Genomic DNA, 16,380 nt, shown 5'->3' with positions numbered 1-16,380 from the left:
CGGGGGGATGTTAGCGGGCGGGCTTGGGCTGGACCCGCTTCGGCGCGGCGGCAGCGGGCTTGGCGCGCGGCGCGGTGGCAGGCAGCGGCGCGACCGTTTCGGGCAGCGCGACCGGTGCCTCGGGCTGATAGGGCGGGGGATTGTCGCTGGCGACATAGGCGTGGACGATGCGCGACGGATTGGCCGGCGGCTCGCCCTTCTCGATCGCGTCGACATATTGCATGCCGTCGATCACCCGACCGAACACGGTGTACTTCTTGTCGAGCGCGAGGCGCGGGGCGAGCATGATGTAGAACTGGCTGTTCGCGCTGTTCTCGTCATTGGCGCGCGCCGCCGCCACCGCGCCGCGGACGTGCGGCAGATAGTTGAATTCCTTTTCGACATTGGGCAGCTTCGACCCGCCGGTGCCGTCGCCATCGGGATCGCCGCCCTGCGCCATGAAGCCGTCGATCACCCGGTGGAAGGTCAGGCCGTCATAGAATTTCTCGCGCGTCAGCGTCTTGATCCGCGCCACCATCTTCGGCGCGACATCGGGGCGCAGCCAGATCGTCACCCGCCCGCCGGTCGACAGGTCGAGGATCCACAGGTTGCGCGTGTCGGTCGTCGATGGCGGCGGGGCGCGTCCCGGCACGTCCATGACCTGCGCCATGGCAGGCAGCGCGAACAGCGAGGCGAGGAAGGCGAACAGAAGGGCGATACGACGCATGGAGTTCCCGAAACACGCGAGGGACAGGGGGTCTGGCAGCGGCGCATAGACCATGTCGTCGCTTGCGCCAATCTGAACATCGATACGCCGCCATGGTGCGGTTTCGGCAAAAGGGATTGGCAAACGGTCGAACGCCCGGCTATCACCCCATGCGACTGGACGGAGAACCGATCGGTCCGGCGTCGCTTCCACGAAGGCGACCGGAGAGGGGCAGGGCGCGAATGCGCTCGACACAAGGGCTGTTGAATGGCGACTGACGACGATCAGCACGTACCCGCAGGCGGCGCGACCGCGCTGGACGGCGGGCCGGACAATCCCCGCAGGCGCGACTATCTGTCGATCGGCGCGGTGGCATTTGCCGGGGTCGGCGCGGGCGTGATCGCGCTGCCGCTCATCAACCAGATGTCGCCCGCCGCCGATACGCTGGCGCTGTCGACGACCGAGATCGACCTGTCGGCGATCGAGCCGGGACAGGCGATCAAGGCGACGTTCCGCAAACAGCCGCTGTTCGTGCGCAACCTGACGCCCAAGGAAATCGCCGAGGCGGACGCGGTGCCGCTCGCCGACCTGCGCGACCCGCAGACCCTCGAGGAGCGGACCAAGACCGGCAAGAACAACTGGCTGATCACGCTGGGCGTCTGCACCCATCTCGGCTGCGTACCGCTGGGTGCGGGTGAGGGCGAGAACAAGGGCCCGTTCGGCGGCTATTTCTGCCCGTGCCACGGTTCGGCCTATGACACCGCCGGGCGCATCCGTTCGGGTCCGGCGCCGCAGAACCTGCACGTTCCCGAATATGCATTCACGTCCGACACCGTCGTGACGGTCGGCTGAGGAGAGAGTCATGAGCTTCCCCTGGGCCAAGCATTACGAACCGAAACAGCCGCTGATGCGCTGGCTGGACGAGAAGCTGCCGCTTCCCCGTCTGGTCTACAACGCGGTCGGCGCGGGCTATCCGGTACCACGTAACCTCAACTATTTCTGGAACTTCGGCGTGCTGGCCGGCGCGGCGCTGGCGGTGCAGATCATCACCGGCATCGTGCTGGCGATGCATTATGCGGCGAACGGCGCGGTCGCGTTCGATTCGGTCGAGCGCATCATGCGCGACGTGCCGTCGGGCTGGTTCCTGCGCTATGCCCACGCCAATGGCGCGTCGATGTTTTTCATCGTCGTCTACACCCATATCGCCCGCGGCATCTATTACGGGTCGTACAAGGCGCCGCGCGAAATGGTGTGGCTGTTGGGCGTCGTCATCTTCCTGCTGATGATGGCGACCGCGTTCATGGGCTATGTGCTCCCCTGGGGGCAGATGAGCTTCTGGGGCGCGCAGGTCATCACCGGCTTCTTCTCGGCGATCCCGGGAGTGGGCGAAACGATCCGCGTGTGGCTGCTAGGCGGTTATGCGCCGGACAATGCCGCACTCAACCGCTTCTTCTCGCTCCACTATCTGCTGCCGTTCGTGATCGCGGGCGTCATCGTCCTGCATATCTGGGCGCTGCACATTCCGGGGTCGAACAATCCGACCGGCGTCGAGGTGAAGGGGCCGCAGGATACCGTGCCCTTCCACCCTTATTACACCGCCAAGGACGGCTTCGGGCTCGGCGTGTTCCTGATCGTGTTCGCGTCGCTGATCTTCTTCGCGCCGAACCTCTTGGGTCACCCCGACAATTACATCCCGGCCAACCCGCTTTCCACGCCGGCGCACATCGTGCCCGAATGGTATTTCCTGCCCTTCTACGCGATCCTGAAGGCGTTCACCGTCGACTTCATCCTGCCCGCGAAGCTGTGGGGCGTGCTGGCGATGTTCGGCTCGATCCTGCTGCTGTTCTTCCTGCCGTGGCTCGACAAGTCGCCGGTCAAGTCGGCCAATTTCCGTCCGACCTATCGCCTGTTCCTGATCGTGCTGCTGGTCGACGTGCTGGTGCTCGGCTATCTCGGCGGGGCGGAGGCGACGCCGATCACCGTGCTGCTCAGCCAGATCGCGGCGGGATATTATTTCGCCCACTTCCTGGTCGTGCTGCCGATCGTGTCGGCGATGGAGCGTCCGCGCCCGCTGCCCAATTCGATCACCGAAGCGGTGTTGAAGGGCGAAGGCGGCACCTCGCCCGCGCAGACCGCCGCCCATGGGTCCGTCCTTCCGGGGAATAACAGCCCGGCTGCGGCCGAGTAAGGGAATCACGATGCTCTCCTTCGCTTCCCGTTTTCTCGCCCGCAACCTCAACCTCGTCGTCGGCGCGGGCTTTCTCTTCGCGCTGCTGCTCGGCATCTTCTCGACCGTCGGTGGCATGCTGCACGACGAGCCGGTCCATTCCGCCGAGCACGAATTTCACCTGAAGCCGCGTGAGGCGGGGCTGCAATCGGCGGGGCTGTTCGGCACCTTCGACAACCAGCAGCTCCAGCGCGGTTTCCAGGTGTATAAGGAAGTCTGCTCGGCCTGCCATTCGCTGCGACTGGTGTCGTTCCGCGATCTTGCCGCGCTCGGCTATGACGAAGGTCAGATCAAGACGATCGCCACCGACTGGCAGATCGAACAGCCGAGCGTGAACCCGGAAACGGGCGAGCCGGCGACGCGCAAGAACCTGCCGTCGGATCGCTTCCCGCTGGTCTTCGCCAATGACGTCGCCGCGCGTGCCGCCAACAACAATGCGGTGCCGCCCGACCTGTCGCTGATGACCAAGGCGCGCGACGACGGCCCCGACTATGTCTATTCGCTGCTGACCGGCTATAGCGCGCAGCCCGCCGAATTGCTGCGCAAGTTCCCCGAGGCGAAGACGCCCGAGGGGCTGCACTTCAACCGCTATTTCGCGACGCTGAACCTCGCCATGGCGCCGCCGCTGACCGCGAACGACCAGGTCCAGTATCAGGACGGCACCCGCGCGACCGTCGACCAGATGGCGAAGGACGTCGCGGCGTTCCTGACCTGGACCGCCGAGCCGAACCTGCAGAAGCGGCACACCTGGGGCGTGGCGGCGGTGATCTTCCTGCTGATCTTCACCGGGCTTGCCTTCGGCGCCTATCGCAACATCTGGCGGGGCATGAAGCATTGATCGTTGCGGATGCCGCCGGGTCGGCGGAGATCGCCCGGCGCATCCGCACCATCCCGGACTTTCCCAAACCCGGCATCCAGTTTCGCGACATCACGACGCTGATCCTCGACCCCGAGGGCTTGCGGCTGGCGGTCGACGCGATGGTGGCGGCAGTCCGTGGGCCGGTTGATCTCGTCGCGGGGATCGAGGCGCGGGGCTTCGTCTTCGCACCCGCCGTTGCGCTGGCGCTGGGCGCGGGCGTGTTGCTGGTGCGCAAGGACGGCAAGCTGCCCGGCGCGACCATCGCCGAAGATTATGCGCTCGAATATGGCACCGACCGGATCGCGATCCACGCCGATGCCTGTGCGCCCGGCGCGCGGGTGCTGTTGGTCGACGACCTGATCGCGACCGGCGGCACGGCACGGGCGGCGGTGCGGCTGTTGCGCAAGGCGGGGGCGGTGGTCGAGCAGGCGGTGTTCGCGATCGACCTGCCGGACCTGGGCGGGGCCGAATCGCTGCGGTGCGAGGGGATCGGGGTGTCGGCGTTGGTGGCGTATCCGGGCGAGTAGGAGCGAGACGACCGCAAGCAGACCCGTTCGTCCTGAGTGGCCATTGGGCCTGTCGAGATGGCGTATCGAAGGGCCGTTAGTGGCCAAGTGCTTCGATGCGGGTCGTGGACAGGCTCAGTCCCTACTCCGCACCAACGGGTAGTCTTGCGGTCATCCCGGCCCTACCCCCGCGCAGGCGACCGGACCGGCACCCCCGCCGCTGCCAGCGCGGCATGTGCATCCGCGACCGATGCCTCGCCGAAATGGAAGATCGACGCCGCCAGCACCGCGCTCGCATGGCCCTGGGTAATGCCCGCCACCAGATGGTCGAGCGTGCCGACCCCGCCCGACGCCACCACCGGCACCGATACCGCATCGGCGATGGTACGGATCAGGTCGAGGTCATAGCCGTCGCGCGTCCCGTCGCGGTCCATCGACGTGACCAACAACTCGCCCGCACCCAGCGCCGCCAGCTTCAGCGCATGTTCGACTGCATCAATGCCGGTCGCGCGCCGGCCGCCATGGGTGAAGACTTCCCAGCGCCCGTCGCTGCGCCGCGCGTCGACCGATGCGGTGACGCACTGGCTGCCGAAGCGGTCGGCGATATCGGCGACCAGTTCGGGCCGGGCGACGGCGGCGGAATTGACCGCGACCTTGTCCGCCCCGGCCAACAGCAGCGCGCGGGCGTCGTCGGGCGAACGCACGCCACCGCCGACGGTCAGCGGCATGAAACATACTTCGGCCGTCCGCCGCACCACGTCGATGATCGTGTCGCGCCCCTCATGGCTGGCACCGATGTCGAGGAAGGTCAGTTCGTCCGCGCCGGCCGCGTCATAGGCGCGCGCCTGCTCGACCGGATCGCCGGCGTCGCGCAGCTCGACGAAGTTCACGCCCTTCACCACCCGCCCGGCATGGACGTCGAGACAGGGGATGACGCGCGCCCGCACGGTCATGCGGCGGCGACCCGGATCGCCTCGGCCAGGTCGAGGCGGCCGTCGTACAGCGCGCGGCCGGTGATGACGCCCTCGATCCCCGCCTTGCCCTTCAACGCATGGATATCCTCGATCCCCGCCACGCCGCCGCTGGCGATGACCGGGATCGAGACGGCGGCGGCCAGCGCGGCGGTCGCCTCGACATTGCAGCCCTTGAGCATGCCGTCGCGGCCGACATCGGTGAACAGCAACGCGGCGACGCCGGCATCCTCGAACCGGCGGGCGAGGTCGGTGACCGAGACGGTCGACACATCGGCCCAGCCGCGCGTCGCGACCATGCCGTCCCATGCATCGACCGCGACCACGACCTGCCCCGGACAGGCGGCGGCGGCTTCGCGTACGAAATCAGGGTCTTCCAGCGCGGCGGTGCCGATCACGACCCGCGCGACGCCCAGATCGATCCAGCGATCGACATTGGCGCGGTTACGAATGCCGCCACCAAGTTGCACCCGGCCCGGAAACGCCTTCAGCACGCCTGCGACCGCATCGCCATTGACCGACTCGCCCGCAAACGCGCCGTCGAGGTCGACGACGTGCAGATGGTCGGCTCCCGCATCGGCGAACAGCCGCGCCTGATGCGCCGGATCGTCGCCATAGACGGTGGCGCGGTCCATATCGCCCTCCGCCAGCCGGACGATCTGTCCGCCCTTCAGGTCGATGGCGGGGAAAACGGTCAAGCCACCGACGCGCTGCGTCGCGGCGGACATCAAGGACGCCATTCGAGAAACCTCTCCAGCAGCGCGATGCCATAGCGCTGGCTCTTTTCGGGGTGGAACTGCACGCCCAGCAGATTGTCGCGGCCGATCGCCGCCGTCACCGGGCCGCCATGGTCGGTGGTGGCGAGAACATGGTCGCCGTCGAACGCATAGCTGTGCAGGAAATAGGCCTCGCCCGGCACCAGCAGCGGGTGTGCGCGGGCAGGGACGACATCGTTCCAGCCCATATGCGGCACGGTGATGCCGGGTGACGCCGGCAGGCGGCGGACGCTGCCGGCGATCCAGCCGAGACCGGCATGGGTGCCGAACTCCTCGCCGGTCGTGGCGAGCAACTGCATCCCGACACACACGCCGAGGAACGGCACGCCGCCGTCCAGCGCCCGCTCGCGCATCGCCTCGACCATGCCGGGAATTGCGCTGAGGCCGTTCATGCACGCCGCGAACGCACCGACGCCGGGCAGGACGATCCGGTCGGCACGCCGCACCGCGTCCGGATCGGCGGTGATCGACAGGTTCGGGGCGCCCGCTGCCTTCAGCGCGTTCGCGACCGAATGGAGATTGCCCGCGCCGTAATCGATCAGTGCGATCAAAACAGCGCGCCGATCTGGTCCGTGGCCAGCGTCATGGTGAAGGCGACGATCTCGACCGTGGCGACGCCGTTCACGACGAACGGATCGGTTTCCGCCACCGCGCGCACCGCGTCTTCCTCACCGCGGAACAGCAACACGCCCCCGGTCGGCGGATTGCGACGCCCGGCGAGCAGCATGACGCCCTCGTCCATCGCCTTCTTGATCCACGCGACATGCGCCTCGCGGTGGACGTCGACTTCGTCGAGCGGCTTCACATAGGTGAGCATCGCAAGGCTCATCGGCTGCATCGGACGGGCTACCATGTCACAACACTCCCTTGGTCGACGGGATGGCATCGCTCTTGCGCGGATCGATCTCGGTCGCGGTGCGCAGCGCGCGCGCCAGCCCCTTGAAGATGCTTTCGGCGATATGATGGTTGTTGGTGCCGTACAGCGTCTCGACATGCAGCGTGATGCCGGCGGCCTGTGCGAAGCTGTGGCAGAAATGGCCGAACATCTCGGTATCCATCGTGCCGAGCTGCGCCTGGGTGAAGGTCACCTTCCACACCAGCCAGGGGCGCCCGGAAATGTCGAGCGCGACGCGGGTCAGCGTCTCGTCCATCGGCGACAGCGCGTCGCCATAGCGGCGGATGCCGCGCTTGTCGCCCAGCGCCTTGGCGAAGGCCTCGCCGATCGCGATCCCGGTATCCTCGACGGTGTGATGCGCGTCGATATGCAGGTCGCCGACCGTGCGCACGGTCAGGTCGATCAGCGAATGGCGGCTGAGCTGTTCGAGCATATGGTCGAAAAAGCCGACGCCGGTCGACACGTCATAGGTGCCGGTGCCGTCGAGATTGACCGTGACGTCGATCGACGTCTCGCTGGTCTTGCGGGCGATGGTGGCGGTGCGCATGCGCGGTTCCATAGCGCCTGTGGGCCGGCATGCAACGCAACGAATCTTGACGGACGGGCAAACGCCGCTAACCCAAGGCCCATGACCCAGTCCGTCGCCGATAGCCTGATCCCGTATGACGAGATCGTCCAGGAAGCTTTGCGCGCCGTCGTCGGGCGCGTGCTCGGGCAGGTATCCGCCAGCGGCGGCCTGCCCGGCGAGCATCACTTCTACATCACCTTCAAGACTCAGGCCCCCGGCGTCGACATTCCCAAGCGGCTGATCGAACGGTTCCCGGACGAGATGACCATCGTCATCCAGCACCGTTTCTGGGACCTGACCGTCGACGAGGCGCGCTTCTCGGTGGGCCTGAGCTTCGGCGGCATTCCCTCGACACTGGTCATTCCCTTCGCGGCGATTACCGGTTTCCACGATCCGGCGGTCAATTTCGAACTGCGGTTCCAGGCGAATGACGAACCGGGCGACGAACCCGAACCGCATGATCCGCCCGAAAACGACGCACCGATCGCGACCAGCGAGGACGGGTCGAACGTCGTCGCGGTGGATTTCAAGCGCAAGAAGTGACGATCGAGGTCGTCGCCAGCCCGAGCGAGGCCGAGCGCGACGCGATCCTGCGCATCCTGTCCGCGCATAACGACGCGGCGGTCGGCCCGACCGAGCGGCGGCAGGTGGCGATCGTCGTCCGCGACGATGCAGGCGCGATCTGCGGCGGCCTGTGGGGGAAGATCGGCTATCGCTGGCTGTTCGTCGAATTTCTCGCGGTATCGCCCGAGCGTAAGGGGCAGGGGGTCGGCCGCGACCTGATGCGACAGGCCGAGGATCTGGCGCGGGAGGCGGGCTGTATCGGCATCTGGCTCGACACGTTCAGCTTTCAGGCGCGCGGCTTTTACGAAAAGCTGGGTTTCGGTCACTTCGGCACGATCGACGATTTCCCGCCGGGCCATGCGCGCTTCTTCCTGTCGAAGCGGATCGACTGAAGCCGCAGGGGGTTTGAATGCCCATGACCGACACCCGTACCGAAACCGACTCGATCGGCGCGATCGAAGTTCCGGCCGCCGCCTATTGGGGCGCGCAGACCGAGCGATCGATCGAGAATTTCCCCTTTCCCCCGTCCGAACGGATGCCGATCGGCATCGTTCATGCACTCGCGATCGTGAAGCAGGCGGCGGCGCGGGTGAACCGGGCCCACGGCCTCGACGCCAAGCTCGCCGATGCGATCGAGGCGGCGGCGGGCGAGGTGATCGCCGGCAAGCTCGACGACCAGTTTCCGCTGGTCATCTGGCAGACGGGCAGCGGTACCCAGTCGAACATGAACGCCAACGAGGTGATCGCCGGGCGCGCCAACGAAGCGCTTACGGCCAAGCGCGGCGGCAAGTCCCCGGTGCATCCCAATGATCATGTCAACAAGGGCCAGTCGTCGAACGACAGCTTCCCGACCGCGCTGCATGTCGCAGCGGTCGTCGCGCTCAACCGCGACCTGATCCCCGCGCTCGACCGGCTGGCCGGGTCGCTGGAAGCTAAGGCAAAGGACTGGTCCGATATCGTCAAGATCGGGCGCACCCATTTGCAGGATGCGACCCCGCTGACGCTGGGGCAGGAATTTTCGGGTTATGTCGCGCAGTTGCGGGATGCCTATCGCCGGCTGCGGGCGGCAGAGGGCGACCTGCTACGTCTGGCGCAAGGGGGCACGGCAGTCGGGACCGGCCTCAACGCCGCGCCCGGATTCGCCGAAGCGGTCGCCGCCGAGATCGCCGCGATCACCGGCCACGCGTTCGTCGACGCACCCAACAAGTTCGAGGCGCTAGCGTCGAACGATCCGCTGGTCCAGCTGTCGGGCACGCTCAACACGCTGGCGGTCGCGCTGACCAAGATCGCCAACGATATCCGGCTGCTGGGGTCGGGCCCGCGTTCGGGACTGGGCGAAATCGACCTGCCCGCCAACGAACCCGGCAGTTCGATCATGCCGGGCAAGGTCAATCCGACCCAGTGCGAGATGCTGACGATGGTCGCCGCGCAAGTGATGGGCAATCACCTGTCGGTCACGGTCGGCGGCATGCAGGGGCATCTGGAGCTAAACGTCTTCAAGCCGCTGATCGGCGCGGCGGTGCTGCGCTCGATCGACCTGCTGGCGATCGGCATGGTCAGCTTCGCCGAGCGCTGCGTCGACGGGATCGAACCCAACCGCGCGCGGATCGGCGAACTGGTCGAGCGCTCGCTGATGCTCGTCACCGCATTGGCGCCGGAGATCGGTTACGACAATGCCGCGAAGATCGCCAAGCATGCGCATCAGGAGGGGCTGACGCTGCGCGAGGCGGGACTGGCGCTGGGGCTGGTCGATGAGGCGACGTTCGACCGGCTGGTCCGGCCGGAAACGATGGTCGGATAGGCGCGATCGCTGTCCTACAGGGACGGCTTGTGCGATGTCGCTGGCGGGCTTTTGCCTCCTGCCTTTTGACATGGTGGTTCAGTGTTGGGCGTAGTGCACGCAAGCTGCACGAGTGTGAACTTTGTGAACTTTGGCATTGGCCCGTGGTCGGCAGGTGCGGGTCGTAGGGAACATTCGAGCCCCTCCTGCGCTGTATTTGTATAATGTTGGCGAGGAAACCATGGGCGCAACGACGATAGGGGCACTGGTCGGTGCCGCCATCGACAAGATGAGTGGCGATGATGATTCGAGCATCGACGGCGCGATCAAGGGCGCCGTCGTCGCCAATGTTCTGAAAGTCGTCGTGCCCATGGCGATAACCTACGCCGTCGGCTGGGCCGTCTTGCGCGGTGCCGGCGAATTGAAGGCGCAATTGTTCGAAACGGAGGACGCAGCATGATCGGACGGATTATTGGCGCACTGGTCGGGCGCGAAATTGATCGTCGGGACGGTCGGGGCGGGGCCAAGGGTGCTGCGATGGGCTGGCTGGCCGGAAGCGCGATGCGCCGCATGGGACCGCTCGGCATGATTCTCGGCGGCGGCTACGTCGCCAAGAAGGCCTATGACCGCCGCAAGCTCGACAAGATGCGACGCGGCTATTGAGAGGTTCGCGGTTGCCGCCGACGGTGACGACCGCACCCGCCCGGACGCCGGGCCGGCATTGGATACCGGGCAACCGGATCACCGCAAGGGGCGATGGATTGCCGTCGCCCCTTGACGCCGTGCATCGCCCCGCGCGATGAGGCCCCGCCATGAGCCATCTGCCAGACCCCGACCTTCACGGCTTCAAGCGCCGGGGGGTGTTGTTCGTCCTGTCCTCTCCCTCCGGTGCCGGCAAGTCGACGATCGCACGCAAGCTGCTGGCGGCCGAAAACGACCTGTCCATGTCGGTCTCCGCGACCACGCGCGCGGCGCGCGAGGGGGAGGTCGATGGCAAGGACTATCATTTCGTCGATCTCGAGGAATTCCGGCGCATGGTGTCGGATCACGAATTCCTTGAATGGGCGCATGTCTTCGGCAACCGCTATGGCACGCCACGCGCGCCGGTCGAGGCGATGCTGAGCGCGGGCAAGGACGTGCTGTTCGACATTGACTGGCAGGGCGCGCAGCAGCTGTTCCAGATCGCGGGCGGCGACGTCGTCCGCGTCTTCATCCTGCCGCCATCAATGACCGAACTGCGCCAGCGGCTGGTGTCGCGCAACACCGACAGCGTCGAGGTGATCGACGCCCGCATGGCGCGGGCTGCGGCCGAGGTCAGCCACTGGGACAGTTACGACTATGTCCTCGTCAACGACGATGTCGAGGATTGCTTCCGCAAGGTGCAGACGATCCTCGCCGCCGAACGCCTCCGCCGGTCGCGCCAGACCGGACTCATCGGCTTCATCCGCAAATTGCTGCGGGCACCGGGCGAATAACGATTTGACACTCGCCACCCCGGTGCGAGGCCGGGGTGGCGATGTCGAGGCGGGTCGCGTCCTTACGGCTGGGCGACCTTGATCTCCGCGGCATTGGGAGCGACCGGCGCGCCCTCCGGCCGCTCCGAAAAGACCGGCTCGCTGCCCGGGATCGTCCCCTCATCGGCAATCCCGGCGGCGTAGGAAGCGCTGGCATCGGTGCCATCGGCCTGATGGGCGCGGGGCGGGGGCAGCAGCTTCACCTCGTGGTCGCGACGACGCGGCGTCGATCCGCGCAGCGACAGCAGCATGCCCGCCGCGACGCCGACCCCGCCGAGGATCGCCATTGCCGTCCAGGGCCGCATCTGTGCTTCGAGCGCAAGGCTCTGCTTGCGGACATGGATATCCTGGTTCGATCGCTCGCGCCCGTCCCTGCGCGGTTCGAACAGATTGTCCTTGGCACCGGGCGTTGCCGGCGTGTCGATCGTCTGCGCCTCTTCCTTGAAGAACATTTCCATGAAGCGGTCGGCGCTGCGCGGCAGCAGGTTGCTCATCTTGGTCATCGCCATGCCGGTGCCGCCGACGGTCAGGTCGCGCTTCGGATGGGCGGCGGCGAAGCAGATCGCCTTGGCGACCAGTTCGGGATCATAGACGACCGGCGGCACCCGCGCGGGCTTGTCCATGCGGTTGCGGGCATGTTCGGGATAGGGGGTGTTGATCGCCGCGGGCTTGATGAGTGTCACCGAGATCGGGCGCCCTTCGGCCTCCATCTCCATGCGGAACGCCTCGGTAAAACCCTGTACCGCATGCTTCATCGCGCTGTACGCGCCCTGCACCGGCACCGTCCGATCGGACAGGATCGAGCCGAGATTGACGATCGCCCCGCCGCCCCGCGCGGTCAGCTCGCGCGCGGCATAGAGCGAGGCGGCGACGGTCGCGAAATAGCCGACGTCGAACACGCGGCGTTGTTCGTCGATGCCGGTCTCCTCCAGCCGGGCATAGAGCGCGACGGCGGCATCGTTGACCCAGGTGTCGAACCCGCCGAACGCCGATCGCGCCTTCGCTCCGATTCGTTCGGGGGCATCGGCGGCGGTAATGTCGATCGCGAGGAAATCGGCCTTGCCGCCGCGCAGGCGGATCGAATCGACCGCCTCGCGAAGCGCGTCTTCGTTGCGCGCGACCAGCAGCACCTTGGCCCCCTCGCGCGCAGCGCGGCGGGCGGTGGCAAGGCCGATGCCCGACGAGGCACCGGTGATGACGATGGTCTGTTCGGACAGCGGCTTGAGCGTGACGGCCATGAGGGGAACCTCCGAATGTCTGGATGGCGCGCTCAACGCACGGCAACCGTCCGGGGTCCGGGCCTCTATTGTTCGAGGACGGCCATACGCTGCGGCAGCACCGCCATCACCGCGCGGCGGGCGTCGCCGTCGATCGCGGTCCAGCGCGCGATCTCGTCGCGCGTACGGCCGCAGCCGAGGCACCAGCCGGTGTCGGTATCGATCGAACAGACCAGCACGCAGGGGCTTTCGATCGCCTGCGGCGCGACCGATTCGAACACGTCGTCCACCCGATCAGACCGGGATGCGGACATTCAGGAAAGCGGGGAAGGGACCGTTCCAGCCGCCATCCTCGACCGCGTCCTGCTGGACATAGCGGGCCGGGCGTTCGTCGCGGCGCTCGGGGGCACGTTCCTCGCGGTCGCGACGCGGGCGGCGTTCCTCACGCTCGGCACGCGGCGCACGCTCGCGCGGTGCTTCCGGTTCTGCGGCGGCGGGACGGGTGCGACGGCCACGGCGCGGCGCTTCCTCGACCGGTTCCGCCTCGACCGGCGCTTCCACCGGGTCGCCGCCCATCTCGAGCACCGGAATCTTCTGCCCGGTCAGCTTTTCGATATTGGCGATATTCTCGGCATCGTCGGGCGTGACCAGCGTATAGGCGACGCCGGTCGCACCACCGCGCCCGGTGCGGCCGATGCGGTGGACATAATCGTCGGGATGCCATGGCGCGTCATAGTTGAAGACGTGGCTGACGCCCTTCACATCCAGCCCGCGCGCCGCGACGTCGGATGCGACCAGGATCGACACGTCGCCCTGCTTGAACCGCTCCAGCTCGGCGATGCGCGCCGACTGGTCCATGTCGCCATGGATCTCCGCCGAGCGGAAGCGGGCACGCTGCAGGCTCTTGTTCAGCTCGCGGACGGTCGTCTTGCGGTTGCAGAAGATGATCGCGGTCCGCACGTCGTCCTGCGCCAGCAGCGTACGCAGCACTTCGCGCTTCTTGGCGGCGGCGACTGGCACGACATGCTGGCTGATGTTCAGGTTGGTCGATGCGGGGCGCGACACCTCGATCGTCTTGGGATTGTCGAGGAACTTGTCGGCCAGCTTCTTGATCGGCGGCGGCATCGTCGCCGAGAACAACAGCGTTTGGCGCTGCTTGGGCAGCTTGGTGCAGATTTCCTCGATATCGGGGATGAACCCCATGTCGAGCATCCGGTCGGCTTCGTCGATGACCAGCATCGAACAACCGGTCAGCAGGATCTTGCCGCGCGTGAACAGGTCCATCAGCCGGCCCGGCGTCGCGATCAGCACGTCGACGCCCTTTTCCAGCGCCGCCAGCTGGTCGCCCATCGACACGCCGCCGATAAGCAGCGCCATCGACAGCTTGTGGTTGGCGCCGTACTTCTCGAAATTCTCGGCGACCTGCGCGGCCAGTTCGCGTGTCGGTTCGAGGATCAGCGACCGCGGCATCCGCGCCCGGCTGCGCCCCTGTGCCAAGATGTCGATCATCGGCAGCACGAACGACGCGGTCTTGCCGGTGCCGGTCTGGGCAATCGCGACCAGATCGCGCATCATCAGCACCGACGGGATCGCCGCCGCCTGGATGGGGGTCGGTTCGGTATAGCCCGAATCGTTGACGGAACGCAGCAGTTCGTCGGACAGGCCGAGATCGGCGAAGGTCATTGCGGTTCCATGGCTGGGGAACGCAATAGGCCCGCGCTCCGGTAAATCGGACCGCGCGTCGCGGAAAATGCCGGAAAAGTCAAGTTTCGCGTGCCGGCCGCCTGCAATTCAGCGCGCCGGCACCAGCGCGCGGAACTGCGCGATCCGGCACTGACCGCCGGTGCGCGAGCGAATGACGTCGCGCGATGCGCACATCCGCCCGTCGCTGCTCGGCTTGATATACATGCCCGAATAGAAATCGAGCGAGGGGCAGTCGTCGGCCAGCCGCGCGCGCACCCGCCCGCCGCCATTGAGCAACAGGTCGACGCTGTCGGTACGGCTGATCGTCACCGCCGCGACATTCTGGACGGGCAGGCAGCGGTCGGTGCGCTTCTCGACCCACTGGATCGGCGGCAGCGCGCGCGGTGCGCTGAACGCGACGGGGGCGAAGGGCGCGCGGGGGACGCGAATGATCATCCGCTGGATGCGAACCTCGGTCCGCACCGTCGTCGCCGCCGCTGGCGTGTCGGCAACGCGACGCTGCGCAGCGCCGGGCAGGGCTAGCAGAAGCAACATCATGGTCGCTGCGGGAAGCGGCAGGGCGGTCACGCGAACAACATCTCCGATCGGAATTTAACCACAGATGAACTGGTCGCAAGGGGGTAGCGATGCTAACCGACCGACCATGATGCCGTCGCCCGTCGCCGCGATGGTCGCCGATGCGCGCGAGGCGCTGGGCGACCGGATCGTCACCACCGATGCCGATCGGATCGCCCCGTGGCTGACCGACTGGCGCGGCCGCTATCACGGGCAAAGCGCCGCGCTGTTCGAACCTTCCGCTACGGAACAGGTCGCCCGGCTGGTTGCGCTGGCGGCAGGACATGGCGTGCCGATCGTGCCGCAGGGGGGCAACACGTCGATGGTCGGCGGGGCGACGCCCCCTGCCGATGGTTCGGCGGTGCTGCTGTCGCTGCGGCGGATGGACCGGTTGCGCCGTATCGATCCGGGACAGGCGGTCGTCGAAGCGGGCGTCCTCCTCCAGACCCTGCACGAGTCCGCCGCCGACACGGGGCAGCGATTCCCGCTGACGCTGGGCGCGCGCGGGAGCGCCACGATCGGCGGACTGGTGTCGACCAATGCCGGCGGTACGCAGGTGCTGCGCTGGGGGAATATGCGGCGGCTGGTGCTGGGCGTGGAGGCGGTGCTGCCCGATGGTTCGATCCATGACGGGCTGGCGGCGCTGCCCAAGGACAATCGCGGCTACGACCTGGCGCAATTGCTGGTCGGGGCGGAGGGGACGCTGGGCATCGTCACCGCCGCGACTCTGAAACTGGCGCCGGCGATTGCCGAGCGCGCGGTCGCATGGGCCGGGATCGCCGATCCGCAGGCCGGGCTCGACCTGTTGCGCGCGATGCAGGCCGCGACCGACCGGATCGAGAGTTTCGAGATCATCCCCGCCGACACGCTGGCGCTGGCCGTCGCGCATGTTTCGGGGGCGCGCGCGCCGCTGGCGGGCGAGCATCGGTGGCAATTGTTGATCGAGGCGGTCGCAGCGCCGGGCGAGTCGCCGCCCGCGCCCCTGCTCGAAACACTGCTCGCGCAAGGATTCACCGCCGGTATGGTCGAAGATGCCGTGATCGCCAGCAGCGAGGCGCAGGCCGAAGCATTCTGGCGCCTGCGCGACTCGCTGTCGGCGGCGGAGAAATCGACCGGGCCGGCGGTCCAGCACGACATCTCGGTGCCCGTCGACACCATGCCGCGCTTCATGGTCGAGGCGGCAGCGGCGGCGGAGGCACGCTTTCCCGGCACCCATGCCACCGCCTTCGGCCATCTGGGCGACGGCAATGTCCATTTCCACGTCCGCGCGCCGGCCGGGGCCGATCCGGCGCGCTGGTATGCCGAGGATGCACCGGTCGTCACCCGCTTCGTCCATGACGCCGTCACTGCGGCGGGCGGGTCGATCTCGGCCGAACATGGCATCGGCCAGATGAAGCTCGGCGAACTCGAACGGCTGGGTCCGCCCGCGCGCCTTGCCGCGCTGCGCGGGATCAAGGCCGGGCTCGACCCGCTCGGCCTGTTCAATCCGGGCAAGCTCGTATCGCTTGCGCCCCGCGCGGCCAACCCATAGACGGTGGCACGAGGTACGCCCGGGGGGG

General features: G+C 67.3%; 21 protein-coding genes. 11 read left to right on the top strand and 10 right to left on the bottom strand.

Annotation, left to right across the window (positions count from 1 at the left end):
- Positions 1-10 precede the first annotated feature (10 nt).
- Entirely contained in the window at positions 11-706 is a 696-nt protein-coding gene (locus tag ACZ1JS_RS11795) for a peptidylprolyl isomerase (protein ID WP_465166220.1), read from the bottom strand.
- Between the two features lie 246 nt (positions 707-952).
- Between ACZ1JS_RS11795 and petA the strand changes: the two genes are divergently transcribed.
- The 4 genes from petA to ACZ1JS_RS11775 are packed head-to-tail and all read left to right on the top strand — an operon-like array spanning position 953 to position 4,298.
- Positions 953-1,537, top strand: coding sequence for a ubiquinol-cytochrome c reductase iron-sulfur subunit (gene petA / locus ACZ1JS_RS11790; RefSeq protein ID WP_465166219.1), 585 nt, complete (start codon positions 953-955; stop codon positions 1,535-1,537).
- 10 nt (positions 1,538-1,547) lie between these two features.
- A complete protein-coding gene (locus tag ACZ1JS_RS11785; RefSeq protein ID WP_465166218.1) occupies positions 1,548-2,873 on the top strand; it encodes a cytochrome b in 1,326 nt (441 codons plus the stop codon).
- Between the two features lie 10 nt (positions 2,874-2,883).
- Entirely contained in the window at positions 2,884-3,750 is an 867-nt protein-coding gene (locus ACZ1JS_RS11780; RefSeq protein ID WP_465166217.1) for a cytochrome c1, read from the top strand.
- On the top strand, positions 3,750-4,298 hold the full coding sequence (locus tag ACZ1JS_RS11775) for an adenine phosphoribosyltransferase (protein WP_465168684.1): 549 nt from the start codon (positions 3,750-3,752) through the stop codon (positions 4,296-4,298). Before ACZ1JS_RS11780 ends, ACZ1JS_RS11775 begins: the two co-directional genes overlap by 1 nt.
- 161 nt (positions 4,299-4,459) lie before the next feature.
- On the opposite strand, the gene hisF is transcribed toward ACZ1JS_RS11775, so the two are convergent.
- From hisF to hisB, 5 genes are read right to left on the bottom strand one after another with little or no spacing between them, the layout of a single operon-like run.
- Positions 4,460-5,230, bottom strand: coding sequence for an imidazole glycerol phosphate synthase subunit HisF (gene hisF / locus ACZ1JS_RS11770; protein WP_465166216.1), 771 nt, complete (start codon positions 5,228-5,230; stop codon positions 4,460-4,462).
- Complete coding sequence (gene hisA, locus ACZ1JS_RS11765) at positions 5,227-5,976, bottom strand: 1-(5-phosphoribosyl)-5-[(5-phosphoribosylamino)methylideneamino]imidazole-4-carboxamide isomerase (RefSeq protein WP_465166215.1); 750 nt, start codon at positions 5,974-5,976, stop codon at positions 5,227-5,229. The genes hisF and hisA overlap by 4 nt, the downstream gene beginning before the upstream one ends.
- Positions 5,976-6,575: an imidazole glycerol phosphate synthase subunit HisH gene (gene hisH / locus ACZ1JS_RS11760; protein WP_465166214.1), complete on the bottom strand. Its 600-nt coding sequence runs from the start codon at positions 6,573-6,575 to the stop codon at positions 5,976-5,978. Before hisH ends, hisA begins: the two co-directional genes overlap by 1 nt.
- The gene (locus ACZ1JS_RS11755; RefSeq protein WP_345876928.1) at positions 6,572-6,877 is read right to left on the bottom strand and encodes a YciI family protein; all 306 of its coding nucleotides are present in this window, start codon (positions 6,875-6,877) and stop codon (positions 6,572-6,574) included. The genes hisH and ACZ1JS_RS11755 overlap by 4 nt, the downstream gene beginning before the upstream one ends.
- A 1-nt stretch (position 6,878) precedes the next feature.
- On the bottom strand, positions 6,879-7,466 hold the full coding sequence (hisB, locus tag ACZ1JS_RS11750) for an imidazoleglycerol-phosphate dehydratase HisB (protein WP_465166213.1): 588 nt from the start codon (positions 7,464-7,466) through the stop codon (positions 6,879-6,881).
- 81 nt (positions 7,467-7,547) lie between these two features.
- On the opposite strand from hisB, the gene ACZ1JS_RS11745 reads away from it, so the two are divergent.
- The 6 genes from ACZ1JS_RS11745 to gmk all read left to right on the top strand — a co-directional run bounded on the left by ACZ1JS_RS11745 (position 7,548) and on the right by gmk (position 11,306).
- Complete coding sequence (locus tag ACZ1JS_RS11745; RefSeq protein WP_242120453.1) at positions 7,548-8,030, top strand: SspB family protein; 483 nt, start codon at positions 7,548-7,550, stop codon at positions 8,028-8,030.
- Positions 8,027-8,443 carry a GNAT family N-acetyltransferase gene (locus tag ACZ1JS_RS11740; RefSeq protein ID WP_465166212.1) on the top strand — a complete coding sequence of 139 codons (417 nt, stop codon included), beginning with the start codon at positions 8,027-8,029 and terminating at the stop codon, positions 8,441-8,443. The genes ACZ1JS_RS11745 and ACZ1JS_RS11740 overlap by 4 nt, the downstream gene beginning before the upstream one ends.
- Before the next feature lie 23 nt (positions 8,444-8,466).
- Complete coding sequence (gene fumC / locus ACZ1JS_RS11735) at positions 8,467-9,852, top strand: class II fumarate hydratase (RefSeq protein WP_465166211.1); 1,386 nt, start codon at positions 8,467-8,469, stop codon at positions 9,850-9,852.
- A gap of 220 nt (positions 9,853-10,072) precedes the next feature.
- Entirely contained in the window at positions 10,073-10,291 is a 219-nt protein-coding gene (locus ACZ1JS_RS11730) for a hypothetical protein (RefSeq protein ID WP_345876924.1), read from the top strand.
- Positions 10,288-10,494 (top strand): hypothetical protein, encoded by a 207-nt coding sequence (locus ACZ1JS_RS11725; RefSeq protein ID WP_465166210.1) that lies wholly within the window; start codon positions 10,288-10,290, stop codon positions 10,492-10,494. The genes ACZ1JS_RS11730 and ACZ1JS_RS11725 overlap by 4 nt, the downstream gene beginning before the upstream one ends.
- A gap of 149 nt (positions 10,495-10,643) precedes the next feature.
- On the top strand, positions 10,644-11,306 hold the full coding sequence (gene gmk, locus ACZ1JS_RS11720; RefSeq protein WP_465166209.1) for a guanylate kinase: 663 nt from the start codon (positions 10,644-10,646) through the stop codon (positions 11,304-11,306).
- A gap of 62 nt (positions 11,307-11,368) precedes the next feature.
- On the opposite strand, the gene ACZ1JS_RS11715 is transcribed toward gmk, so the two are convergent.
- From ACZ1JS_RS11715 to ACZ1JS_RS11700, 4 genes are all read right to left on the bottom strand, one after another.
- On the bottom strand, positions 11,369-12,583 hold the full coding sequence (locus ACZ1JS_RS11715) for an SDR family oxidoreductase (RefSeq protein WP_465166208.1): 1,215 nt from the start codon (positions 12,581-12,583) through the stop codon (positions 11,369-11,371).
- Positions 12,584-12,648: 65 nt separating this feature from the next.
- A complete protein-coding gene (locus tag ACZ1JS_RS11710; RefSeq protein ID WP_465166207.1) occupies positions 12,649-12,852 on the bottom strand; it encodes a DUF1289 domain-containing protein in 204 nt (67 codons plus the stop codon).
- A 4-nt stretch (positions 12,853-12,856) separates the two neighbouring features.
- Positions 12,857-14,245, bottom strand: coding sequence for a DEAD/DEAH box helicase (locus tag ACZ1JS_RS11705; protein WP_465166206.1), 1,389 nt, complete (start codon positions 14,243-14,245; stop codon positions 12,857-12,859).
- A gap of 108 nt (positions 14,246-14,353) precedes the next feature.
- Positions 14,354-14,803 (bottom strand): hypothetical protein, encoded by a 450-nt coding sequence (locus ACZ1JS_RS11700; protein ID WP_465166205.1) that lies wholly within the window; start codon positions 14,801-14,803, stop codon positions 14,354-14,356.
- Positions 14,804-14,909: 106 nt separating this feature from the next.
- Here ACZ1JS_RS11700 and ACZ1JS_RS11695 point away from each other — a divergent pair, with 106 nt between their 5' ends.
- Positions 14,910-16,352: an FAD-binding oxidoreductase gene (locus ACZ1JS_RS11695; protein WP_465166204.1), complete on the top strand. Its 1,443-nt coding sequence runs from the start codon at positions 14,910-14,912 to the stop codon at positions 16,350-16,352.
- The last annotated feature ends 28 nt before the right edge of the window (positions 16,353-16,380 follow it).

It is taken from the genome of Sphingomonas sp. BL-S-05 (assembly GCF_055521695.1).
This window is presented reverse-complemented; position numbering and strand designations above follow the sequence as displayed.